Below are 25,194 nucleotides of genomic sequence, written 5' to 3'. Positions count from 1 at the left end.
TATAAATTATGAAAAACAAAGGTAAAATAATTCAAATATTAGGTCCAATTGTTGATGTTAAATTCAATGAAAATCAACTGCCTAAATTACTTAATGCTCTTACAATAGAATTTGAAAAAACTAAAATAACTTTAGAAGTTGCTCAACATATTGGGAATGATGTTGTTAGAACTATTGCTATGAGTAGCACTGAAGGCTTAGTTAGAAATCTTGAAGTAATTGATACTGAAGCACCAATTAGTGTTCCTGTAGGGAAAAATGTTCTTTCACATATGTTTAATGTTATTGGAGAAAATATTGATAATCAAAGTATTGATCCAAATACAGAAAAATGATCAATACATAGAAAAGCTCCTTCTTATGAAGAACAAACTGCGACTTCAGAAATTCTTGAAACAGGAATAAAAGTTATTGATTTACTTGTTCCATATGTCAAAGGTGGGAAAATTGGGCTTTTTGGTGGAGCAGGAGTTGGTAAAACAGTTCTTGTTCAAGAGTTAATTAATAACATTGCTGTACATCATGGTGGTCTATCTGTTTTTGCTGGTGTCGGCGAAAGAACTCGTGAGGGAAATGATTTATATTATGAAATGAAAGCTTCTGGAGTTTTAGATAAAACCGCTTTAGTTTTTGGTCAAATGAATGAGCCTCCTGGCGCAAGAATGCGTGTTGCGCTAAGCGGTCTTACAATGGCAGAATATTTTAGAGATGAATTAAATCAAGATGTTTTACTATTTATTGACAACATTTTCAGATTTACTCAAGCTGGAAGTGAAGTTTCTGCTTTACTAGGAAGAATGCCTTCTGCAGTTGGATATCAACCTACTTTAGCAACAGAAATGGGACAATTACAAGAAAGAATTACCTCGACAAGAAAAGGTTCTATTACAAGTATTCAAGCAGTATATGTGCCTGCTGATGATTTAACAGATCCTGCTCCTGCAACAACTTTTATTCACTTAGATGCACAAACTGTCTTAGATAGAAATATTGCTTCCTTAGGAATTTATCCTGCTATTGATCCTTTAGCAAGCGCTTCAAGAATGCTAAGTGCTGATATTGTAGGAGAAGAACATTACAAAATAGCAAGGGAAGTTCAAAGAATTTTACAAAAATTCAAGGAATTACAAGATATCATTGCTATTTTAGGTATGGATGAATTGAGCGATGAAGATAAAAATATTGTTTATCGTGCAAGAAAAATTAGAAACTTTTTAAGCCAACCTTTCCATGTTGCTGAAAAATTTAGTGGAATTAAAGGAACTTTTGTTAAATTAAGTGATACATTAAGAAGTTTTAGAGATATTTTAGATGGTAAATATGATGATTTAGATGAAAGTGCTTTTCTATATGTAGGCACTATTGAAGAAGCAAAACAAAAACACTTGAAAAATTATAAAGGTGATCATGTCGAAAAATAAGACAAAATTAATTATCACAACACCTCAAGGATATTTTTTCAATGATGATGTTGAAATTGTTACTCTCAAAACAACTGAAGGCTATATAGGAATTCAAAAAGATTCTCAATCATTAATTGCATCAATTAAACCTTCTAAATTATTTATTAATCAAATTAATAGCAAAGATTTAAAAATATGTGCAATTTCTGGTGGGATTGCTTTTATTGATAAAAATGAAATTAAAATTATTACTGATGCTATCGAATTTAAAGAAGACATTGATTTAGAAAGAGCTAAAAAAGGAAAAGAAATTATAGAGCAAAAACTAAAAAAACCCAATTTAAGTAAAAGTAAAATTGAAGAATATAATCTAAAAATAGAAAAAGCTAATAATAGAATAAATGTTAAAAATAATTCAGATACCTTCTAATGAGTATTGTTCAAATAATTTTAACAATCACAATTTATCTTATTTCTATTTTTATAAGCTTATTTGTTTTAAAAGACTTAGCATGAGAAAAATTGATGAATGGCAAAAGAAATTGAATTTGAATTTATTATTTTTTTTCTGTTTTAATTGGATTACTATTTGGTTTTTTACTTAATCAATTTTTAGCAGGATTCGCCAACTTAAGTATTAGTATTTAATTATTTTTTAAAAACTAGATGAAATTTCATCTAGTTTTTAATTTATGATTCTGAATAAAAATCTAGAGATTTATTTTCAATTCCTTGTAAATAAAAATTATGCATTCTTTTTTTGTCATAAACTATAAATAAATAGATTATTGTTCCTAAAACTGGTAGTAAAAGATTCATTAAAATAACTAGAAATAAATTTCAAATTTTAAAAGTGTTGTATTTAGGAATCTGGAAATTATAATTTAAAGCAGAATTAAATCCTTTTAAGTGATATTTTTTTGCTCTTTTTTTATCAAGACTTGTAAAATATCAAACAACAAAACCTAAAGATAAAGCAAAAATAAAAGTTGGAGTTTTTATTGTTTCTGCTAAAGTTCAAGGAGCTCCAACTGTTGGCGGAATTAACACAACAACGAAAACAGTAATCATTATTATTAAACCTAAATAATAGACCAATAACTCTCATAAAGGGATTTTATTAATAAGTTTTTTATATTTTAAAACTAAAACTGTTCAAGTTGTAAGAATATATTGAAGTAAAAAACCTAGTGTTCCAATTTGAAGAATATTATTAAAAGAATCTTGTAAATTAAGAACCCTTGGAATAATATTTAAAAAAATCATTGAAATAATTGATAGTGTTGCTGAAAAATAAATCGCATTTTTATATTCATTTTTAGAATTTTTTTTACTTAAATAATGAGGAAAAAAGCCATCAGCTGCTAAAGGTGATAAACCTCTACCTATTGCTATAGTTGCACTAATTCTTGCAGAAGATTGATTAAAAAATAAACCTATTGTAAATAAAACTAATCCTGTTGTTCCAAAAGCAATGATATAAATTCTTGCAAAAGGATCTGAGTTGATTAAAGGGCTTGTATTTATTCCTAAAAAGAAAATATAAAAAAGAAAGTAAAAAATCAAAACAATATAAAAAACAAACATTAATAATTTTCTAAAATTTTGAGTTTTAGTATCTTTAGAAATTGCTGTAATTGCTCCAAAACCACCAAAAGCAAATAAAAATGAAACTACACTTCCAAAAATTACTGCAGCACCCACTGCTCTAGTTGTTTGGATATTTTCTGCAAAACTTCTATTTATAAATGCAATCACAATGACTATAAAAAAAGCTATTGCAATAATTGCTCATTTAATTGAAGCAAAAGAAAAAAGAAATTTTTTCGAAAAATTAATACCTAATGTTGCAATAATATTTAGCAAAACAAAAATTAAAATAGAAACAGAAGAATAAATTATTACATTATCTGGATCAAAAGAAATTAAAATATTTGCTAAAAATAATGGCGCTGAAGCAGAAAGTAAAGGACCTTGCATATATTGATTTCAACCATTTAAAAAAGCCATTTTTCTTCCAAATGCTTTTTTTGCATAAGCATAAGATCCGCCTACAGTATCTGGGAAAGCTTGAGCTGCTCTTGAAAATACTAAAGCTACAACAAACGAAATAAAGGCTGCTATTGCAAAAACCAAAATACCAAAACTTCCAAGATTTAACACCCCTGAAATTGTTGCTATAAAACCAAAACCAATAATATGATTTATTGCATAGAAAAAATATTGTTTATTTGTAAATTTATTGTCTTTTATTTTAGATGTTTTTTTAAAACTAGATTGATTCATAATTAAAATATTATATATTAAAATAAAAAATTAAATTTATCTTTTAATTTAATATAAGTAATTAGAAATTAGGCAAAAAGCTTTTTCCATTTTTTGAAATTTTTTAAAAGATTTGGAACTTTTTATTGTTCAAAACATATATTTTTTAGAAAAAGAATCATATTTTTCTATATCTTTAAAATAAATTTCTATTCATGGATTGAAATACTTTATAAATTTAAATTTTTCTGGATCTATTTTATTAAATTGTCCTTTTGTCCATCAAAGAAAAGCAAGTTGAATATTTTTATCCATTTGATTCAAAATTTCTAAAGATTCAAAATTAAAAGAACTAAATACTAATTTATCTCATTTATCTTTAAAAGGTAAAATAACTTGATAAATAATTTTTTCAATATCAACATAATGTTCTACATCTGTTTTTATTTCAATATTAATTATTTTAAATTTGTCTATATAAAGATGTAAAAACTCTTCTAAAGTTAAAATTTTTTGATTGGGTAATTTTAATTTTCAAAAAGCCCCCATATCTTGTTTTTCTAAGTCAATTAAATTAGATTTACTGATTATAGAATTTATTTTAGATGTTCTAATTGTATTTTCATCATGGATAATCACAAGTTTTTTATCTTTTGTTAAATGAACATCTAGTTCAACACCATCAAATCCAAAAAGATATGCTAAATCAAAGCTTAACTTTGTATTTTCTGGGCTAATAGAAGAAAATCCTCTATGAGCTAAAATTAGTTTTTCATTCATTATTTCATCCTAAGTATTTTGAAGTTCTCTTCAACGGTAATTTGTTTTTCCTAGTTTTTTTAGTTCAATTTTGTTTCAAATAAATAAAATGACACCACATAACCATCCAAAAATAGCAACACCAATAGCAAATCCTAAAATGATAGTTAGGCCTTCTTGATTTAATCTACCTTCTACTTCAAATCGAGAACCTATTCCTCCAGCAATGGTATAGAATCAAGCATCTGGACTAAATGCTACAAATGAAATTAAAGCTGTTGTTGAAGCATAAGATTTTTTAGGAATTGGTAATTCTCCAATTGTTGCATACCTTAAAGTAACCATTACTCATGATAGAATTCCTGCAATGCTAAATAAAACAATCAATATTGCAATGATAACTATTCTTAATGTTAAGCTCAATTCATTAAATGGAACAAATCCAGGTACAAGTAAAAAGACACCAGTAACAATAAATCCTAAACCCAAAGCAATAACTAGTATATATATATATGATTTTGCTTTATCTGCATAATGACCTACTGGAGCTGATACTAAGAATCTAAAAGCATAAGTTCTTAATCCTCCAATAACAATAAGAATTATAGCTAATGTAGGAATTGCACTTGTTACTCCTGCATCTGCACCTAAAGTTCTTATAAATTGAAGCAAATAAAAAGCAAAAACTGATTGAAACATATACATTCCCATTACAAAAAATGAATTTAGTCAAATCCGGGGATTTTTCATAACTGCAAAAAATATTTTAAAATCAATTGCAAATTTTTCCTTTGTTGTATATTCAGGAACTCAAAAAAGTACCATTACACTTAAAGCAATTAAATATCCTGCAATTAAAAAAACAAATATTGCAAAAGCAGGTTCAAAACCAATTCCTCCTTGAACTACTGAAGTTCCTAAAAAAGTTGCTAATAGTCCTGCTAAAAATACTAAGAAAAGTCCAATAATTCCATTAGAAGCACCTTGAATCCCATAAGCTAAGCCTTGATCTTCTTTTTTAGCTTGTTGTGAAACAAGTTTTCAAAGAGGAGTTCAAAAAATTAATGTTGAACTAATGCCTCAACCTACATAAATAATATAATATTGTCATAAAATAGATTGTTGTGCTTTTATAACTGTCTCAACTTGATTTTCTATCCCTGATATTTCAGGTCTACCTGTTAAAATTAAAATAGCTCATCAAATAGTCAAAAGTCCTGTTGTAAGCGAGGCTAATGCTGTTAATTTTTTACTACTAATTTTATCAGCTAACCAACCACCAGGCAATTGAGTGATTAATGTTACTCAACCTATAATTGCTGTAAAAATAGCTATATCATTAGTTGTAACATGCATACTAACATTAAGATTTGGAAAAATATTTCTTAAATAATATGGAGCAGCAATAACAAATACATCTACAGCTGCTAAAATTATTAAAGCTACTAGTCCTTTTTTTCCTATTTTATTAGCAATTTTTTTTAATTTTGAAAACATGATTGTTCCTTATTTTTTGTTATATAATAATTATACTGTGATTATTCAAAAAAGATTGTTAAATTGAACAAAAAAAGTAACTAAATACTAAACACTTAATAAAAATGAAGATTCTTAAGCAATAATTGAATAAAAATGAATTTTTGTTTTTTTATTTAAATAAAAAAACAAACCATAAATGTGTAAGTTTGTTTCAAAAACTAATTTTTAATAGTAAATTTGTTTTTTACAATGTGATATAAACCATATAAAGCAGTATCATCTTCATAAGAAGTAAATCTAAATTTTACATTATCATACTGAATTGCTAAACTTCTACTTTTTGCTTGTTTTATAGCAGCTTCAACATATCATTTATTTTTTAATGCAACAGTTCCTCCAAAAACAATTTGACTCGGATTTAACATCGCCAAAGAAATAGCAATTAAATTAGCAAGAGTTTCAATTCCTTCATCGATTAATCTTTTTGCTAAAACATTTTTATCATAAAGTTCAAACATTTCTTTTGCTTTTCAATTGTAATTTCTTCTTTTAGCACGGTTTTCTAAACCTGATCCTGATGAGAATAATTCAACACCACCCATTGAGTTATTTCCGCCTGATTCTTTAATAAAAGATGCTGGTAAAGAATTGATTTCTTGAGCAGCATGATTTACACCAATAAAAACTTCATCTTTAATAACGAGCCCTGCTCCAAGTCCTGTGCTTATTGTAAAAAATTGTGTAACATCATTAAATGTTTGATTAAATTCACGATGAACTGCCATGGCCATAGCATTTGCATCATTTTCAAAAATAGAATCTTTAATTCTAGTATTTTTATTTAAATATTCTTTTAGTTTAAAGTTTCATCATCCTGGCATTGTTGGAGGGTATAAAACTATTCCATTTTTATAATCTGTAGGCCCAGGAACACAAAGGGCAATATATTCTAAATTTTCTTCATTTATTTTTTCAATAATTGGTTTTAAAGAAATTTCTGGGCTATTAATATCTGTAGGAAATTTAAATTTCCTTATAATAACATCATTTTCAAAAATTGCAATTCTTGCATTTGTTCCACCAATATCAATTGATCCTATTTTCATATTTCTCCTAAATTTTTATATTGCATTAATTATAATTAATAAACTAAATAAATCCTATTATTATTAAAATAGAAACAATGCCTAAAATTCAAATTAAAGTTGCAATTTTATAAAATCTTGTTCTTTTTGCTATTACTAATTTACCTTTTAAAAAATTATTATGATTTTTCTTATTCCACTTATCAACACGTCTTTCACCAAAATAAATTGTTATTATTAACAAAAAGGAAAGAATTGTTGGAGTAATTAAATTAATTAATCTATCCATAAGTGAAAAAACTGCTGAATTGCTAATAGAATTGTTTGTAGGGATAAAAATAAATTCAAAAATTCTTGTTGTAAATAAATCAATTGTTCCTGTCCCGCCTGGTGTTATAGAAACTGAATTAGCAGCCCTTAATAAGGATGACCCACTTAAAAGATTAAAATATGTACCAGCAGGAAGATTCGGAATAATTCTTCCAGAATTTTGAAAAATTGTTGCACCTAAAGTTGAGCCTGAAGAAATAAATCAAGGAATAAAATAAAATCCTAATTGTTCAAAAAGATATCGCTTTTTTCTTGTGAGCATTTTTATTCCTTTTCTAATTTCACTAAATTCATATTGAAATTTACTAGCAACACTACCAGGATCGCTTATAGTAACAAAAGGAATTCATTCTAAAAATTTAATTGAAGTTCTTACTATTCACTCTTGTAATTTTTTATTTACTGAAATTAAAGTAATCATTGATGCACTAAAAATATCAAATAAAGTTCCTATTGAAAGAAAAATGATTAAAGTTATAGTTGCAGGATCTGGATTTTCAAAAACTTTTGCATAAAAAGTTATTCCTATAGGTAGAAAAATTACAGTCATTATAACAACAGTAGAAGAATAAAGAATAGATCCCATTAAAATTGAAGCATATAAAGAAGATCTTTCAACTCCTCTTCTTCTTAAATATCAATAAGTTATTACATCTCCACCACCACCTGGAAGAGGAGTGATATTTGTAAGAGCAATTCCTAAATAAGCACCTATAAAAAGATCCTTAAATTTTACTTTTTGTCCTAAAATAAGAAGCATTCTCTTAAGAGAAAAAGATCTAATACTAATATCTAAAACAGAAAATAAAACAAGAGCAACATAAAAGTATAAATTAGCCTTATTCGGTAATAAAATATTTGAAATTTGGTTAAAAATTTCTGAAGGATTCCCATTCAAACTATAAATTGTTTGAAATAAAAAAACAAAAATTAAAATAAAAATGGAAATAAAAATAGAGTATCTAAAAATATCTTTTTTTCCAATTTTTTTACTCTCATCTACTTCGTTAAATTCTTTTATGTCATTATAAATTTGTCTTTCATTTATAACAACATCCATTAATAATTCTTCTTTTTTACCTATAACTTCTACAAATAATTTTAATATTTTATCACCAGAACTATATTCTACAGTTATTGTACTAAAATCAATTAATTTTAAAATAAGTATCTGTTTTTGACCATTTGAAATATTTTCTATATAACTATATTTATTTACAATCTTTTTCTTTCCTAAGTATGTTGCATTTTCGAGTCTTGTAAAAAATCTTTTTGCCTTATTATTAGAAATAATACTTTTTTTAGAACTAATTCTATGCACATTATATTCTTTTTCTATCTCTTGTAAAATTTCAAAAAAATCTTTTGATTGAGTATTTAAATAAAAATTAGCAGCTTCCACTAAAGTTATAATTATTGAAAAAGCATCTTTAAAATTTGAATTGCTCTTATAATCATAAAAACCAAAATCTTCATCTAAAGCAAGTAAAACTTTTGTTTTCTCATCTATTTTAAGATCATGGAATGTTTCAATAACATTAATATCATGTTTTCTTGCTATTTTATTAATTAAAGAACTTGTCCCGAAAGATTTAACAATATTTAAATTTTTAAAATTAAGATCTTTAATTTTTCTATCTTCTAAAACATATTTAAGATATATTGCTGCTAATTCAGAAGATTTAAGATATTTAAATCTCTTTTTGTGTTTTATAGCAATAGAAAATTTGGACCCATCAGGATTTATTGCTACACAAAAATTCCTATTTGTAAGTCTTGCTTTTAAGATTGCACGATTTAAACTTTTTGGATTTGAACTCGAATAAGATTTTCTTTTTAAATTTTGTCAAGGATTAACTTTTTTTGCATTTTCTGACTCTGATTTTACAAAATTTACATCAAAACCAATTTGTCCTAAAATTTTACTAAATATTTCTGAAGTACCATACAAACTACTAAATTGAATTCTTATTTTTTTTTCTAAATTACTCTTGTAATGACTTTTGTAAAAATTAACAATTTCATTTTCGATTTCAAAATCTAAATACTTTATTTTATATTCTTGAACTTCTTCAGGATTTGACAAATAAATTGTTGATTTTAAATTTTCTTGAATTTTTTCTTCATCTTCGCTTGTTAATAAAAAAGCATCTTGTTTATAAAATAATAGTCCATTAATTCCTTTATAATTTTTTGAACTTGAAACATTAACCCCGCCTTCAAGTTGATATTTTTTTATTGTAAAGGGCAAAAATTCTATCGGAGTAGAAGATTTGTTATTAAAAAAAAATGCAGATACACCATTTGAATTTAATACATGGGCAAATGTTTTTGCATATAATTCAGAATTAATTCGATTATCATAATTAATAATAATACCTTTGTTTTGAAAATTGGGTAGCTGTTTTATAAAATTTGCATAACTTTCTGCAATTGCTGTAATAGTGAATTCATTTAAGTGATTTGTATTGGCTCCCATTTTTGCAACAATTCGAGAATTATGAATTTTCAAAGAAGATGAAAAAGCTTCACTAAAAAGTTTTTGATCACTAATTTTTAGTAAAGATTTTTTAAATATTGGATCTTTTGTTTTAAAAGAGTTTCATTTATTATAAATATTTTTAAATTCCATATTTCCTTAAAATATTTTAGCATTAAAAGAATTCAAAAAGGAATTAAATAATAGTTAAATTTTTCAAATCTTCATTTTCTGAAAATTCTACAACAAGATTTGTTTTTTCTTCAAAAGCAATTTTAATGTTTGGTTTAATTTCAAAATCAAGTAAATGACCACCTATTTTGTTTGTTTTGTCAATAAAATGAAAATGAAAACCTGAATTATTAATGGGTTGTAAGTGTTTAGGGTATCAAACTCCAATTAATGAACCTTCAAGATTTTTAAGTTCTTTTCTTACTTCATACTTTTTCAGACTATCAATAAAATTTAAAAAAGGTTCTTCTTGTTTTTTAATACTTCTTAATAAAGCGCTTTCTAAACTAACTTCAATATTTAAAAGAGCAGGATAATTTTTCAAATTCAATTGATTTTCTAAAAAAAGTAAAAAATCTTTCATTTTCATTGAACTTGAAAGTTTATAACTTTTTTGACTATTATTGATATCCCCTACACTATATAATGGTAAAAATAGTTTTTCACTTGGTTTTACTAAATTCATATTTGTATCTGCTAAATAAGGAATGCCATCTTTTAAAATAAATTCTCCATCTGTATAATTAAAAGTCCCAACTCCAAATTTACCTTTTTTTAAAACTTCTAAAAGAGACATATCTCCTTTGTAGTGTTTATTTTGAATTGTTGCAAAAGTATTTGCTTGATATAATGTTTTTTTATTCATAAAACTCCTAGTAATTGCTTATAAATAAATTATAAAATAAAATCGTAAATTTAATATTATAATTTTTCTATGAACCAATTTTTAAATGAAAATGGAATAGCAGAGTACATAATAAAAAACAATGAATATAACAATAATATTTTATTTATTCATGGATTTACTAGTAAATTTTTGAGTAGGGAAAAGACTTTTGAAAAATTTAATATGTACAATTGGTATGGAATAGATTTTCCTAATCATGGCAATTCAAACAATTTTCCGAAAAATAAACTAAGAGTTAAATACTTTTCCGAATTAGTTTTAGATTTTATAAAAAAATATCAAATTGAGGATAATTTGATAATTATAGGTCATTCAATGGGAGGGGCGATTGCTTCAATTGTAGCAGCAAATTTAGGAACAAAAATCAGGATTTTAATTTTAGAAGGACCGGCAAATTTAAGTGTTTTAGAAAATAAAAAAATTATAGAAAAAATGATTTCAAAGGATGTAAATGATTTAAAGGATGTGTTTAAAAGCATGATTTATAAGTTTAAATTTAAAGAACATGAAAACGAATTAAATCAGTGAGTGAATTACGAGTTCAAAAAACAACAATCAAACACTGTTCAAGATCTAAGTGTTATGTTAGAATTTAAAATTTGATCTAAAGCTATGAATTTAACGCAACAAAAAATGAGAGTAATTGAAACTAGGACAATTATTATTTTTGGAAATAAAGATGAAATTGTTCCTTTTGAAAAAAGCTATGAAATTTTAAGTCAAGTTTTAAAAAATGCCAAATGAGAAATAATAGAAAATATTTCCCATTTGGCTTTTATCGAAAATGAGAAGGCTTATTGAACCATTTTGAAAAAATATTTAATTTAATTTAAAAATAAGCCAAAAGGCTTATTTTCATAATTTTTTTCCAATTTTTATATATTCATCGATTTTTTTTTCAAGAACAACAAATGCTTCTTGATAGATTTTTTCATCATATAAATCAACTCCAGCATCTTTCAAAATTAGAATTGGTCAATCTCTTCCACCAGATTTTAAAAATTTATCAATATATTCTTGAAGTTTTTCTTTTCCATGTTTTTTGTATCTTTGAAAAAAAACATTGGCTACAATATAACCTATTGCATATTTATAAACATAAAAGTCATAGTAAAAGTGTGGCACAATTACAGAAGCAATTAATTCATGATCTTCTTTATATTTTACTGTTTTATCCAAACTATATTTCAAAGCATTATTACGATATACTTCACTAATTGCTTCAAAATTGCTTTTTGGTTCTCCTTTATCAATTGCATTATATAAATCAAATTCATAATTAGATCACATTGTTTGTCTTCTAACAGTTGCTTCAAAATCTTCAATTGAATTACTCAAAAGAGAAAATTTAAATTTATCACTTGGATTTTGCTTTAATAGATAATCTTGTAACATTAATTCATTAAAAATAGAAGCTATTTCTGCTAAAAAAATTGGATAAGAACTTAATGAATAAGGTTGATATTTATCAGAAAAATATGAATGTAGAGAGTGACCCATTTCATGAGCTAAAGTTGCAACACTTCTTAAAGATCCATCAAAATTCATTAGAATATATTTTTTATCTAATCCGAAACTTTGGCCAATTGAATATGCGCCACTTCTTTTATTTTCAACTGGCATATAATCTACTCAATTTGAATTAAATGCTTCTTTTACTTTATCTAAATATTCTTTTCCAAATGGTTCAACTGCTTTAATTACTAATTCATTTGCTTCTTTTACTGAATATTCATTTTTAACTTTTACTAATGGAAGTTGGTGATCTCATCTTTCCATTTTTTTGTTAAAGTTTTTTTTAAAAAATTTTTTCTTTCAAAAATCATATTTTTGGAAAATAGGTATTGCTTTTTGAACTTGTGAATATAAAGTTTCAAGTAATATAATATCTGCTTTATCTTCTTGAATGATTGATTCAACTGCAGATGGATAATTTCTTAATTGAGCTCAAGTTGATACATTTTTAAAGTGTTGAAACAAAAGATTGGCAAATGTTTGTTTATGTTTTATTGATGCATTTAATCAATTTATTGTTGTTGTTTTTCTAATTGATTCATCACTATTTTTCAAAAGTTTTGCACGATTTGCAACTGAAATTTTTGTCTTTTTGCCATCTTTAGAAATTGCAAATCCATAATCTAATTCGCTATTATTTAAAATTGAAAAAACCTCATCTGCATTTATGTCTGCTCTAGATGTTTTGGTCAAAAATTCTTCAATTTCATCTTCTAATTTATGTTTTTTAGACTCTAAAATAAATTCTAATGACTTTTGATGGTTTTTTAATCTTTTATCTTTTAATCAATTTCTCAATTTACTTTCATTTTTAAAAATTCTATTTTCTTCGTTTCCTAATTTTTTATTCAGTTCATAAAATTTGAATTGTAATTCTTGATACATTTTATTAAATTTTGGATTGACAAAATTTGTCGAAATATTATTAGAAATATAGTTGCTAATTTTATTGAATAAAATAGAAGCTTTTTCGCTTTTTTCTATATTTTTTACATAAGATTCAATTGATTCATATTTTGAGTCTTTTTCTGTGATTAATTCTTCATATTTTACAAAAAATGTTTCTAAAAGATTTTCAATTTTTTTACCTTCTAAAAGGACTTCTAAATCAAAACGATATTCTTTTGGAACATCCTCATATTTTTTGTAATTTTTTATTTCCATAATAACCTCATTTTAATTTTTAGTATTTCAATAGAGAAATAACTTCTGCATTTATTTTTTCTTTACCATTTAAGAATTCTAGTTCCATTAAAAAAACAGCTTTTGTAACTTTTGCTCCTAATTTTTTAACAAGTTCAACAGAGGCTTTTGTTGTTCCTCCAGTAGCCAAAACATCATCAAGAATAGCAACACTTTGGCCCGGTTTTATTAAATCCTTTTGAATTTCCAAAGAACCCATTCCATATTCAAGCTTATAATCAATTTTAATTGTATTATGAGGTAATTTACCTTCTTTTCTTATCATTACAAAAGGTTTTTTAAGATATGAAGCAACGGCTGCACCAAAAATAAACCCTCTTGCATCTGGTCCTATAATGACATCCACTTCTCTTACTTTTTCAGCCATTTTTTCAACAACTATTCTAAAAATTTCTCCATTTGCTAAAAGTGGTGAAATATCTTTAAAAACAATTCCTTTAATAGGAAAATCTTTTACATCTTGAATATATTTTTTCAATTCATTTAAATCATTCATAATATCCTTTGGAAAGTTTATATTGCATAAAAGTTACAAATTTTATTTATTTTTATTTTGAACATTTGATTTTCAACTCAAAATAAAAATATATAAAATAAAAAATTAACTTTTTTACTTCCAAATTACAATTTTACTTTAGTTTTTTAAAATATTTTATTTTTTGAAATATATTTTATTTTCTTAAACATAATTGAGACTATAATTTTAAATGATGAATAAAAAAACACAAACTCTTTTTGTAGAAAATGAATCTAAAAAAGCCCCTACAAAATTTTTTCCTCTTGTTAGTTTAATTAATAGTTATTATTGATATTCTTTTTTTGGTCCATTTTTTTCATTTATTTTCCCAATAATTATTTTAGGTATTTTAGGAACAATTTTTGGATATGAAACTCTTTTAGGAGGCGGATTGGTTCTCCCAACAATGGCAACAGGATTGATTAGTTTACCATTAGCTCTCTTTGAATTCAAAAGAAGTGTTTTGCTAAAAAGGATTGGGGCAACACCTATTAACACAAGAACTTTTTTATTAATTCTTGGATTATATTATCTTTTTTTGATGATTATTAGTTTGTTTTGAACAATGCTTATGTATTTAGCTATATTTAATGAGTTTTGAGAAACAGGTAGAACGATTATAACTGCTCAGATCCCTCAAATTCCGACTCAAATTTCAGAGCCAGTAACAATACCTATTTTGGAAATTCCTATTAAATCCGAATCTCTAAAAGATTTATTTGCAAATGTTGAATGAAGTGGATTTTTGTACTCACATTTTATTTCTATGATTTTATCTATAACAATTGGTTTTGCAATTGTAAGTGTTTCGAAAAATGTTTTAACTTTACAAGCAATAGGGATAAGTATTTTTATTTTTAGTATGTTTCTAGCTGCTCAAGTAATTCCGATTGCAAATATTTTTAATAATGAAATTATGTGATTTTTAGGATTTGTGGTATCCCCATTCAAATCTGTTTCAGCACAAAGTATTGAAGCATTTAATGGGTCTGCAGTATCAATAATTTTTGAAAATCCAAGTCCTAATATTTCAATTGTCTTACAAAGTACTAAAACATTTATTTGAAATTTAAATTCTAATTTAAACATTTATCAATTTGCTCAAATGAATACAAAAAGTATTCCTGTTGAAAATATTTTTAATTTTGCTACAAGGTTAATTAATTTTTTAATTCCATTTCTTTGAATAGGAATTGCTTCAGGAGTTTCACTTAAATGATTTCAATGAGGTATTAGATAATGAAACAAAATGAAAAAAATAATAAGAACATCTTCAACACCAAAGAAATAAATGAATTAAGAAAAAGTAATTTTAATACAGAAGAAATTGATCAAATTAAAGACTTGAAAGCAAAATACAAAATTCCTTATATTGCAAAAAATTTACACGAAGGAAATTCATTAATAAGAATTAATAATTTAACTAAAATTTTTAATAAAAATTTTGTAGCTATTGATAATTTAAATATGGATGTAAAAGAAGGGCAAAATATTGCTATTTTAGGAGGAAATGGAGCGGGTAAAACAACTTTAGTAGAGATTATTGCAGGATTAAATAAAGCTTCTAAAGGTTATATTGAATATAATTTAGGTCATAAAATTCATTTTCAAGAGAAAATAGGAATTCAATTTCAAAATTCGTCATATCCTTCTGGTATTAAAGTAAAAAGAGTTATAAAATTTGTTTTAGACATTTATAATGCAAAACTAAATAAAAATGAAATTTCTGAATTAATAAATATTTTTGGTTTAAGAGAATTTTACAATAAAAATGCAAGCTCTTTAAGTGGGGGTCAACAGCAGAGATTAAATGCCTTATTAGCAATTTTACATCGTCCTAAAATAATTATTTTAGATGAGCTTTCAACAGGTTTAGATATTATAATAAGAAATGAAATCAAAAGATTTATAAAAAATTATGCCCTAAAACATAAAATTACAATCCTTATTATTTCACATGATATGGATGAAGTTGCATTTTTAGCAGATAGAATTATAATTCTCTCAAAAGGTTCGATCATATATGATGATTCAAAAGAAATTACTCTAGAAAATTTTGGATCTCTAGAAAAATGCTTTGAATTTTTTAATAAAATAAATATATAAATGAAAGTAAAATCGAAAATGAATGATAATGAAAAAAATAATAGAATTATTTCTGAGTACAATGATTTAAAAAATAAAATTAACCTTTGGAACAAAGCATATTTTGATTACGATGAACCACTTGTTGAAGATAGTATTTATGATGCTACTTTATTAAAGTTAATAAAATTTGAAAATCAATATAAATTTTTAGATAATTCTGATTCACCAACCAAAAATATAGGAGCAAAAGTTAGTAAAAAATTTTCAAAAGTTCAACATCAATTTCCGATGCTCAGCCTTAATAAAGCTTATAAATTTGATGATTTAAAAATTTTTGAAAGACACATTAACAAATTAGGTTTTTTTCCAAATTATTTTTTAGAATTAAAAATAGATGGTTTAAGCATTTCATTAAAATATGATAATGGAAATCTTATTCAAGCATTAACTAGAGGCGATGGAATAAGTGGTGAAGATGTAACAGAAAATGTGTTTCAAATACAAGATATTCCTAAGCAAATAAAATATTCAAAACCAATTGAAATAAGAGGAGAAATATATTTATCTAAGTCAACTTTCTATGAAATAAATGAATGTCAAAAATCACAAAATTTGACAATTTTTGCAAACCCGAGAAATGCAGCAAGTGGAAGTTTAAGGCAATTAGATTCTTCAATAGTAAAAGAAAGAAAACTTAATTCATTTTTTTATTCAGTTACAAATCCACTAGATCATAAAATAAAAAATTTTAATGACCAAGAACTCTTTTTAAAAGAAAATAATTTTCAAGTTCCATCTTTAAATAAATTTGTAGACACAATTGAAAAAGCTTATGAATTCATTAAAGATTTTGAAAAAAATAATTATAGAGAGAAATTAAATTATGAAATAGATGGAATTGTCGTAAAAGTAGATGATTTCAGCCTTTATGACATTCTTGGTCAAACTTCTAAATTTCCAAGATCCATGATTGCCTTTAAATTTAGTGATATTTCAATAGAAACTAAATTAATTGATATTTTTATTTCTGTAGGAAGGACAGGAAAGATTACATATAATGCTATATTAGAACCAGTAATTATTAATGGAACTCTTGTTAGCGCTGCAACTCTTCATAATTATGAATATGTAGAATCTCTAAAATTAAATAAAAATGATAATGTAAAGATTATTAAAGCAGGAGAAATCATTCCAAAAGTTGTTTCCTTAAGTAAAAAAAACTCTGAAACAATTTTTAAAAGAATTGAATATTGTACATCCTGTAATGAAAAATTAGTTCAACCAGAAGATGAAGTAGATCAATATTGCATAAACAAAAAATGCCTTATGATTAGGTTAAGAAAAATCGAGCACTTTGCTTCCAAAAAAGCAATGAATATTCTCGGTCTAGGTTTTCAAAATATTGAAAAATTTTTTAAACTAGGAATTTTAACTAAATATTCAGACTTATTTTTTTTAGAAAAGTATAAAAATTTAATAGAATCGCAACCTTCTTTTGGAGAAAAATCATTTAATAATTTAATTGAATCAATAAATCGATCAAAAAGCAACTCTTTAGAAAAATTTATTTTTGCTATCGGAATTAAACAAATTGGTGAAAGATCTGCAAAATTAATTGCAAATGAGGTCAAATTACTATCTAATTTGATAAATTTTGACTTTGAAAAATTGAATAATATTAGAGATATTTCTTGCAAAACAATCAATTCTTTAAAATGTTTTTTTAGTGATGAAAATGAAATTGAAGAAATTAAAATAATTTTAGAATTAGGATTGGATTTTAAAAACTTAGAAAATGAATTTGAATCAAAAAAACTTCAAGGCTTAAATTTTGTAATTACTGGAACTCTTTCAAAGCCAAGAGACTTTTTTAAAGAATTAATAATAAAAAACGGTGGAAATGTTTTAAATTCTATTAGCAATAGAATTAATTATTTGCTTACCGGAGAAAAATCTGGTTCAAAAATAGAAAAGGCTCAAAAAATAAATACAATAAAAATTTTAGACGAGAATGAATTCAATAAATTAATTTAAAAAAACAAAGCATTTGCTTTGTTTTTTTAAATTTTGTTTTGTTCAAACTATTTTGAAAATCTTAAAAATACTGGTCTAATTCATGAATTTGATTTTGTAAATCAGTAGATAAATAAACCTGAAAATGGTGTTAAAAAGAAAAACACAATATATCAAATAATACTTTTTAAGTCAAAAATTTTAACTAAAAAGTAGACAATTAATCCAATTCCATATCCTAAAATAAGTGTTAACAAAATTCCTACTCATGTAAAATTTGTATTTCCGATTGCTGTCTTTGGTCTGTATTTAGACATATTTTCTCCTATCGATATTTTAAATAATCTACAAAAATTATATATAAAAAATATTCAAATTTCTCCAAAAAATATAAAGTAAAAAAAGTATTATTTTTTTGAAAAAAATTTTTTTTATGTATAATAATAACAAGCAACTATAGCAAGAGTGTACACCTGAACCCATTCCGAACTCAGTAGTTAAGCCTCTTAGCGTCGAAGATACCAGTAATGGGAAAATAGAGCGTTGCTTTTTTTATGCTTTTTTAATATATAATTAATAATGATAAATTTAAAGGAGTAATATAAATGACTTATTTAGTAATTGGAGGCGCTGGTTATATTGGCAGCCACACAGTTTATGAATTGATTGAAAATAATAACAAAGTTGTTATTTTAGATAATTTAACAACTGGATCAAATTCTTCTATTCATCCAGAAGCTAAATTTTATGAAGGAGATTTTAAAGACAAAAAAATTTTAAATAAAATTTTTGATGAAAATAAAGAAATTGAAATTGTAATAAATTTTGCTGCATCAATTGTTGTAAGTGAAAGTGTTTATGAACCACTTAAATATTATTTGAATAATACTTATGGAGTAATGATTTTGCTTGAATCTATGAAAGAAAATAATAAAAAGTTTTTAATTTTTTCTTCTACTGCAGCTGTTTATGGACAAAAATCAAATTTACCGATTAGAGAAGATGAGGATTTAAATCCTATTAATCCATATGGTTCTTCCAAACAAATGTCTGAAAAAATTATTCAGGATTATGCTCATGTAAATGATTTTAAATTTGCAATTTTGCGTTATTTTAATGTAGCAGGTGCACATCAAAATAACTCTATAGGTTTAGTTCCAAAAAAAGGCCATAAAGTTTCTCATCTTATCCCTTCTATTTCATCTTTTGTTTTCAATGAATTAGACTCTCTAAAAATTTTTGGAAATAATTATGACACAAAAGATGGAACTTGTATAAGAGATTATATTCATGTTCAAGATTTAGCTCATGCTCATTTTCTTGCTGCAAAATACATTTTTGAAAATAAAACTAATTTAATTGTAAATGTTGGATCTGAAAAAGGATTTTCAGTATTAGAAGTTGTTAAAACTTTTGAAAAACAACTTAATAAAAAATTAAATTATGAAATTAATCCTAAAAGAGATGGAGACCCTGCTTTTTTAGTTGCTTCAACAACAAAAATTGCAAAAATATTGAATTTTAAACCAAAATTCAGTTTGGAAGAGATTGTTAAAACAGAACTTGCTTGAAGAAAAAAAATTTTAAAGGATAAATAATGAAGGAATATATTGATTTTTTGACTCAGTGAATAAAAACTGAAGTAAAAAATTCTAATAAAAAAGGAGTTATTTTGGTTTTAGACAAAACAGAAAATAGCAAAATTTTAGCTTTTTTAGCTAAAAAAGCATTTCCTAATAATTCTTTAGCATTGATTTTGCCAATTGATGCAATTAATGAAGATGACAGAAAAGAAATGACTAATTTATTGGAAAAAATAAAGTTGGACTTTAATGAAATTGATTTGACAATTCCTTATTTGTCTTTTGAAAATATTTTAACTTTCGATAACGAAAAATCAAGAGAAAAGATTAAAGAGAAAATTAGATCTAGTGTTTTGGATGGAATTGCTCTTGAGATGAGTTATATAATTTTAAATCCTGCTAATTTATATGATTACTTTTTAGGTCTTTTTACAAATTATCAAATTGATAGAGAAAGTTTAGCACCCTTAGCAAAGCTAAATCCTAATGAAATTCATTTACTTGCAAAAAATTTAGAAATTTTGGATAATCCAAATAATTTAAACTTAAATAATCTATATAATATTGAAGAATATAATTTCAATTTCAATGATTTAGAAAATTTTTTAAACAACGAAAGTGTTTTGGCAAATATTAAATATGAAATTGAAATGGTACATTCATTAACTGAATTAAAGAGAATTTTTGTAAAGATTCCAAATAGAAATTGAAAGGAAAAATAGATGGCAGGACATTCAAAATGGGCAAATATTAAACATAGAAAAGGTGCTCAAGACGCAGCAAGAAGCAAAATTTTTATGAAATTATCAAAAGAGATTTTTGTTGCTGCATCTGGTCCAGGTGGAGCAGATCCCGAAACAAATCCAAGTTTAAGATTAGCAGTTTCTAAAGCAAAAGCACAATCCATGCCTAAAGCAAATATTGAAAAAGCTTTATCAAAGGCTTCAGGTAATTCAAAAAATGCAAGTGAATTTAAGGAATTAATTTATTCAGGGTCTCTTCCTGGTGGAGCAATTATTTTAGTTATTTGTTTAACGGACAATCTAAATAGAGCTATATCAAATATAAAAGCTGCTTTTTCTAAAATTGGAGGACAATTAGGAAAAAGTGGTTCAATCCCATATATTTTCGAGCGTAAAGGTGTTCTTGATATTCTAAAAGAAGAATACGAAAATAGTGATCAATTAATGCTCGAAGCATTAGATGCTGGAGCTGAAGATGTTCAAACATTTGAAGATTTTTCTAGAATAATAACTAATCCTTCAAATTTTCAAGAAGTAAAAGATAAAATTGATAAAGCTCTTAGTTTGGAAAATTATGCCACCGCTGAAATTCAATATTTACCAAATACTACCGTTAGTTTCGAAAAAGAAAAATTGGAAAAATTAGAAACTTGAATAGAAACTTTAGAAGACAATGAAGATGTTCAAGAAATTTATCACAACATTGATTTTTAAAAAAATAATAGTGAAGATATCACTATTATTTTTTTAAAAACATTATTATTGAGAAATTAGAATTACTTTGATAACATATTTAACTTAAAATTCTTGTATTTATATATAATTTCAAATATGGAAGATACACTTTATAAATCTTTAAAATCAATTAAAGAAAAATATGATTCAAATGAAAAAAAATTGTTACTACCTGAAGTTTTTAACAATATAAAAGAATATACAAAGATCTCAAAAGAAAATAATTCAATTAGTGAAATAGTAGAAAATTTTAATAAATTTTTGATTAACGAACAAACAATCAAAGATGCAAAAATTCTTCTTGATGAAAAAGATGAAGAAATGGTTTCTTTTGCAAAAAATGAAATTCACAAATCTGAATTAGAAAATCAAGAATTAGAAAAAAAATTGAGAATTTTAATTTTACCTAAAGATGAAAATGATGAGAGAAATGTTATCATAGAAATTAGAGGTGCTGCAGGTGGAGATGAAGCTAATATTTTTGCAGGTGATTTACTTAAAATGTACAACAAATGAGCAGATATTAATAAAATGAAGTTAAAATTGCTTGATTATGCTAATGCTTCTTCAGGAGGTTTTTCTCAAGTTACTTTTCTTGTTGAAGGAGACAAGGCCTATTCTAAACTAAAATTTGAATCAGGAGTTCATAGAGTTCAAAGAATTCCTGTAACAGAAACTCAAGGAAGAGTCCATACATCTACAACAACAGTTACTGTTATGCCAGAAGTTGATGATGTTGCAGAAGTAGAAATAAATCCGGTGGATTTAAAAATTGATACTTTCAGATCTTCTGGTCCAGGTGGCCAATCCGTTAACACAACTGATAGTGCTGTTAGAATCACACATCTACCGAGTGGTATTGTTGTTAGCTCACAAGATGAAAAAAGCCAAATATCTAATAGAGAAAGTGCACTTAAAATTTTGAAATCAAAACTTTATGATTTAGAAATCAAAAAAAGAAATGAAGAAACAGGAAAATTTAGAAAATTAGCTGGATCTGGAGCAAGAAGTGAAAAAATTAGAACTTATAATTACCCTCAAGATAGAATAACTGATCATAGAATTGGATTTTCAACTTCCTTGAAAATTGCTATGGAGGGAAAAATAAATAATATTATTGAAGCCTTACATGCTGAAGAACAAGCTGAAAAAATAAAAGAAGCTAATTTATAAAAACATATGCCAACAATTGAAGATTTATTAAAAGAAAAAAGAAGATATAAATTAAAAGAAGAAATTTCTGAAAAAGAGTTAAAAATGCTTAATTTGAATTTTCCCATCCAAAAAATAATGGGTTTTATTGAAATGCAAAATGTAATTGTTCATGTAAATCATTTTGTTTTAATTCCTAGATACGAAACTGAAGAGTTAATTTTGGAAGCATATAAATATCTTGAAAATAACAATAATTTAGATGTTTTGGATTTATGCTCAGGTTCTGGTTTTATTGCTTTAGCAATAAAAAAGCATTTTCCAAAAATTAATGTCATGGCTTCAGATATATCTGAAGAATCAATTAGACAAATCCAAGAAAATGTTGCAATCAATAATCTTGATATATTTTTTTTAAAAAGTGATCTATTCGAAAAAATTGAGAAAAAATTTGACTTAATTGTGTCTAATCCACCTTATTTAAGCCATAAAAATGTTTTAGATGAAAGTGTTTCGAAATATGAACCACATTTAGCTCTTTTTGCAAAAAAAGAAGGATTTGAAATTATTGAAAAAATTATTTTTTCTGCAAAAAAATTTTTAAAAAGTAATGGAGTTTTGTTACTTGAAATAGATACTGATAAAGTCAAATTTATTAACAAAATTGACTTTATCCAAGTTAGTTACCTTAAAGATATTAATAATAAAACAAGAATTGCAAAAATTACTTATTTCTAAATTTTGTTAAATCCACAAAATATTTTGAATTGTAAAATATTCAATTTTGACTCTTATTTAAACTTATTTTTTTGATTAAATATTTTTTTGATACTTCAAATGAAAATTTATCTTGAAAAATTCAAATTCAAAAAATTAAATAATAAATTATAATCCCTAAAACTATATATGTAAGTAAAGAAAGGGGTCATTCACTTAATTTACCAAAAATTGTTATTTGTACCAATCTTCCAATGTAAAAATAATTACTTTTTCATTCTCTTGAAGCATATTCAAATAATAACCAATTTAAAAAGAAAATAAAAATTGTAAATATAAATGAAATGATGATTGAAATTTGTGAATCTCTTTTAGTAATTTTTACTTTCAAAATTGTTAAAACAAAAACAGGAATAATTAAAGCAATCGAATGAGCTAAAAAATAATCTCAAAAAATATAAGAATCTAATCCTATATCAAAACCACCTCTACCAAATTGTTCAGGAAAAAGCTCATTTGCCTGACCTCAAAAAGGTGAATTAGATAAATCTGAAATAAATAAACCTATAATGGCTCCACCAATAGATAAAAATGCAAAATATTTAATAAATTCATGTTTTTTAAAAATAAAAGCTAAAAAAATTAAAAACAAAAATAGTCTACAAAAATGAAGAGGCAATAATTCTCATTGATTAGGGTATCCACTTACTGCTAAAAGAATAATTCTAAGTAAGAAAAAAAACATTCCGAAATAACCTATAAATTGAAAAAGCGAATCCTTAGAAGGAAAAATTTTTAGAATTTTAGAATTATTTGATTGAAAATTAATGTATTGATAAATTCTTACTTTATAAATCATCATTAAAAAGATAATAAAAAAAGCAATAGCTATAATTAAATAAGAGAGCCACGATGATTGCTCAAATGATCAATTGTTACCTTGTCAACTAAAAAAACCCAATAATTTGCTTGCTCCTGGCCTTATTCCTGATTCCATATTTAAATTCCTTTCAAAATATTTGGTACTATAACAATTTTTAATTCAAAATCTTATTTTTGAAAAAATAATTTAAAACAAGCAAAAAAGCTTGTTTTAAATTATATAAAATACAAAATCAATTAATTTAATTTAAGAAAATAATTTAAAGTTCTTACTACTTGGTTTACATATGAACTTTCATTATCATATCAAGTTGTAATTTTAAACAATTTCTTACCATTTTTTGAACTTATTTCTTGAGTTAATAATGAATCAAAAATAGTTCCTTCTGTTGCGCCTATAATATCAGATGATACAATTGGATTAGTTTCGTATCTCATTGACTCATTTGCATGTTTTTTGATTGCTTCATTAATTCCTTTAACAGTAGCTGGTTGAGTAGTTGTAAAAGTTAAATCCACTACTGAACCTGTAATAACAGGAACACGTAAAGCACCTCCTGCTAGTTTACCATCTAATTCAGGAATTACTAAACCAATAGCAATGGCTGCTCCTGAAGAAGTTGGAACAATATTAGTTGCTGCTGCACGTGCTCTTCTTAAATCTGAGTGTGGAGCATCATGTAATTTTTGATCTGCTGTATAACCATGAATAGTTGTCATTAAACCTGATTCTATTCCAAATTCTTTATTTATTGCATGTGCAACTGGTGCTAATGAATTTGTTGTACATGAAGCTGTAGAAATAATTGTATCACTTGCATTTAAAATTTGGTGATTTACATTATGAACCACTGTTGGAATTCCTGCGCCTTTAGCAGGAGCTGAAATTAAAACTTTTTTAGCTCCTGATTTTAAATGTTGACTTGCTTGTTCTTTAGTTGCAAATCTTCCTGTTGATTCAATAACTAAATCAATTCCTAAATCACCTCAAGGTAATTTTAAAGGATCACTTTCTGACAAAATTCTGATTTTGTGACCATTAATAATTAATGATTCAGCTTTTTCATCAACTTTTATTGACCCATTAAAATTTCCATAAATAGAATCATATTTAAATAAATGTGCTAATGTATTAGCATCTGTTAAGTCATTAATTGCAATGACTTGAATATTTTTTGAACTTGTAGCATCTGAAAGAATTGTTCTTAAAATAACTCTTCCAATTCTTCCAAATCCATTAATTGCGATTTTTTTCATTTTTCTCCTTATTACTTAGTAAAAATAACTTTCACTACAATCTTAATTATAAGACATAAGAAATTTTTAT

Annotated in this window: 22 protein-coding genes and 1 rRNA gene; 12 read left to right on the top strand and 11 right to left on the bottom strand. The window is 25.0% G+C overall.

Annotated elements, in window-relative coordinates:
- Positions 1-8 precede the first annotated feature (8 nt).
- Complete coding sequence (atpD, locus tag MMOB_RS01130; RefSeq protein ID WP_011264728.1) at positions 9-1,421, top strand: F0F1 ATP synthase subunit beta; 1,413 nt, start codon at positions 9-11, stop codon at positions 1,419-1,421.
- Positions 1,408-1,833: an ATP synthase F1 subunit epsilon gene (gene atpC / locus MMOB_RS01125; RefSeq protein WP_011264727.1), complete on the top strand. Its 426-nt coding sequence runs from the start codon at positions 1,408-1,410 to the stop codon at positions 1,831-1,833. The genes atpD and atpC overlap by 14 nt, the downstream gene beginning before the upstream one ends.
- A 260-nt stretch (positions 1,834-2,093) precedes the next feature.
- Here the strand turns inward: atpC and MMOB_RS01115 are convergent, their stop codons facing one another.
- From MMOB_RS01115 to MMOB_RS01090, 6 genes are all read right to left on the bottom strand, one after another.
- Positions 2,094-3,689 (bottom strand): APC family permease, encoded by a 1,596-nt coding sequence (locus MMOB_RS01115; protein WP_011264726.1) that lies wholly within the window; start codon positions 3,687-3,689, stop codon positions 2,094-2,096.
- Between the two features lie 48 nt (positions 3,690-3,737).
- Positions 3,738-4,448 (bottom strand): glycerophosphodiester phosphodiesterase family protein, encoded by a 711-nt coding sequence (locus MMOB_RS01110; RefSeq protein WP_011264725.1) that lies wholly within the window; start codon positions 4,446-4,448, stop codon positions 3,738-3,740.
- A 9-nt stretch (positions 4,449-4,457) separates the two neighbouring features.
- The gene (locus MMOB_RS01105) at positions 4,458-5,924 is read right to left on the bottom strand and encodes an MFS transporter (RefSeq protein ID WP_011264724.1); all 1,467 of its coding nucleotides are present in this window, start codon (positions 5,922-5,924) and stop codon (positions 4,458-4,460) included.
- Between the two features lie 200 nt (positions 5,925-6,124).
- The gene (locus MMOB_RS01100) at positions 6,125-7,012 is read right to left on the bottom strand and encodes an ROK family protein (protein WP_011264723.1); all 888 of its coding nucleotides are present in this window, start codon (positions 7,010-7,012) and stop codon (positions 6,125-6,127) included.
- Between the two features lie 43 nt (positions 7,013-7,055).
- On the bottom strand, positions 7,056-9,953 hold the full coding sequence (locus MMOB_RS01095; protein WP_011264722.1) for a lysylphosphatidylglycerol synthase domain-containing protein: 2,898 nt from the start codon (positions 9,951-9,953) through the stop codon (positions 7,056-7,058).
- A 43-nt stretch (positions 9,954-9,996) separates the two neighbouring features.
- A complete protein-coding gene (locus MMOB_RS01090) occupies positions 9,997-10,677 on the bottom strand; it encodes an acetolactate decarboxylase (RefSeq protein WP_011264721.1) in 681 nt (226 codons plus the stop codon).
- Positions 10,678-10,746: 69 nt separating this feature from the next.
- Between MMOB_RS01090 and MMOB_RS01085 the strand changes: the two genes are divergently transcribed.
- Positions 10,747-11,547 carry an alpha/beta fold hydrolase gene (locus tag MMOB_RS01085; RefSeq protein WP_011264720.1) on the top strand — a complete coding sequence of 267 codons (801 nt, stop codon included), beginning with the start codon at positions 10,747-10,749 and terminating at the stop codon, positions 11,545-11,547.
- Between the two features lie 21 nt (positions 11,548-11,568).
- Here MMOB_RS01085 and pepF read toward each other — a convergent pair whose 3' ends face one another.
- Positions 11,569-13,398, bottom strand: coding sequence for an oligoendopeptidase F (pepF, locus tag MMOB_RS01080; RefSeq protein ID WP_011264719.1), 1,830 nt, complete (start codon positions 13,396-13,398; stop codon positions 11,569-11,571).
- Between the two features lie 19 nt (positions 13,399-13,417).
- Complete coding sequence (locus MMOB_RS01075; protein WP_011264718.1) at positions 13,418-13,933, bottom strand: adenine phosphoribosyltransferase; 516 nt, start codon at positions 13,931-13,933, stop codon at positions 13,418-13,420.
- 214 nt (positions 13,934-14,147) lie between these two features.
- On the opposite strand from MMOB_RS01075, the gene MMOB_RS01070 reads away from it, so the two are divergent.
- The 3 genes from MMOB_RS01070 to ligA are packed head-to-tail and all read left to right on the top strand — an operon-like array spanning position 14,148 to position 18,076.
- Positions 14,148-15,194 (top strand): hypothetical protein, encoded by a 1,047-nt coding sequence (locus MMOB_RS01070; protein ID WP_156768863.1) that lies wholly within the window; start codon positions 14,148-14,150, stop codon positions 15,192-15,194.
- A complete protein-coding gene (locus MMOB_RS01065; RefSeq protein ID WP_011264716.1) occupies positions 15,194-16,060 on the top strand; it encodes an ABC transporter ATP-binding protein in 867 nt (288 codons plus the stop codon). Before MMOB_RS01070 ends, MMOB_RS01065 begins: the two co-directional genes overlap by 1 nt.
- On the top strand, positions 16,061-18,076 hold the full coding sequence (ligA, locus tag MMOB_RS01060; RefSeq protein ID WP_011264715.1) for an NAD-dependent DNA ligase LigA: 2,016 nt from the start codon (positions 16,061-16,063) through the stop codon (positions 18,074-18,076).
- A 47-nt stretch (positions 18,077-18,123) separates the two neighbouring features.
- On the opposite strand, the gene MMOB_RS01055 is transcribed toward ligA, so the two are convergent.
- Positions 18,124-18,372, bottom strand: coding sequence for a hypothetical protein (locus tag MMOB_RS01055; RefSeq protein WP_011264714.1), 249 nt, complete (start codon positions 18,370-18,372; stop codon positions 18,124-18,126).
- A gap of 129 nt (positions 18,373-18,501) precedes the next feature.
- On the opposite strand from MMOB_RS01055, the gene rrf reads away from it, so the two are divergent.
- The 6 genes from rrf (at position 18,502) to prmC (ending at position 23,006) form a co-directional block, all read left to right on the top strand.
- A 5S ribosomal RNA gene (rrf, locus tag MMOB_RS01050) occupies positions 18,502-18,607 on the top strand.
- Between the two features lie 53 nt (positions 18,608-18,660).
- Entirely contained in the window at positions 18,661-19,653 is a 993-nt protein-coding gene (galE, locus tag MMOB_RS01045; RefSeq protein ID WP_011264713.1) for a UDP-glucose 4-epimerase GalE, read from the top strand.
- Positions 19,653-20,360, top strand: a complete 708-nt coding sequence (locus tag MMOB_RS01040) for a nH(3)-dependent NAD+ synthetase (RefSeq protein WP_011264712.1) — start codon at positions 19,653-19,655, stop codon at positions 20,358-20,360. The genes galE and MMOB_RS01040 overlap by 1 nt, the downstream gene beginning before the upstream one ends.
- Positions 20,361-21,095: a YebC/PmpR family DNA-binding transcriptional regulator gene (locus tag MMOB_RS01035; protein ID WP_011264711.1), complete on the top strand. Its 735-nt coding sequence runs from the start codon at positions 20,361-20,363 to the stop codon at positions 21,093-21,095.
- A gap of 117 nt (positions 21,096-21,212) precedes the next feature.
- Positions 21,213-22,289, top strand: a complete 1,077-nt coding sequence (gene prfA, locus MMOB_RS01030; RefSeq protein WP_011264710.1) for a peptide chain release factor 1 — start codon at positions 21,213-21,215, stop codon at positions 22,287-22,289.
- Positions 22,290-22,295: 6 nt separating this feature from the next.
- Positions 22,296-23,006, top strand: coding sequence for a peptide chain release factor N(5)-glutamine methyltransferase (gene prmC, locus MMOB_RS01025; protein ID WP_011264709.1), 711 nt, complete (start codon positions 22,296-22,298; stop codon positions 23,004-23,006).
- Here the strand turns inward: prmC and MMOB_RS01020 are convergent.
- Together MMOB_RS01020 and gap are read right to left on the bottom strand one after the other, a co-directional pair.
- Positions 22,993-23,982 (bottom strand): TMEM164 family acyltransferase, encoded by a 990-nt coding sequence (locus MMOB_RS01020; RefSeq protein WP_011264708.1) that lies wholly within the window; start codon positions 23,980-23,982, stop codon positions 22,993-22,995. The two genes, prmC and MMOB_RS01020, sit on opposite strands and share 14 nt — an antisense overlap.
- A gap of 122 nt (positions 23,983-24,104) precedes the next feature.
- Positions 24,105-25,124: a type I glyceraldehyde-3-phosphate dehydrogenase gene (gap, locus tag MMOB_RS01015; protein ID WP_011264707.1), complete on the bottom strand. Its 1,020-nt coding sequence runs from the start codon at positions 25,122-25,124 to the stop codon at positions 24,105-24,107.
- Positions 25,125-25,194: the final 70 nt, after the last annotated feature.

The organism is Mycoplasma mobile 163K (genome assembly GCF_000008365.1).
Taxonomy (GTDB): domain Bacteria; phylum Bacillota_I; class Bacilli_A; order Mycoplasmatales; family Metamycoplasmataceae; genus Mycoplasma_J; species Mycoplasma_J mobile.
This window is presented reverse-complemented; position numbering and strand designations above follow the sequence as displayed.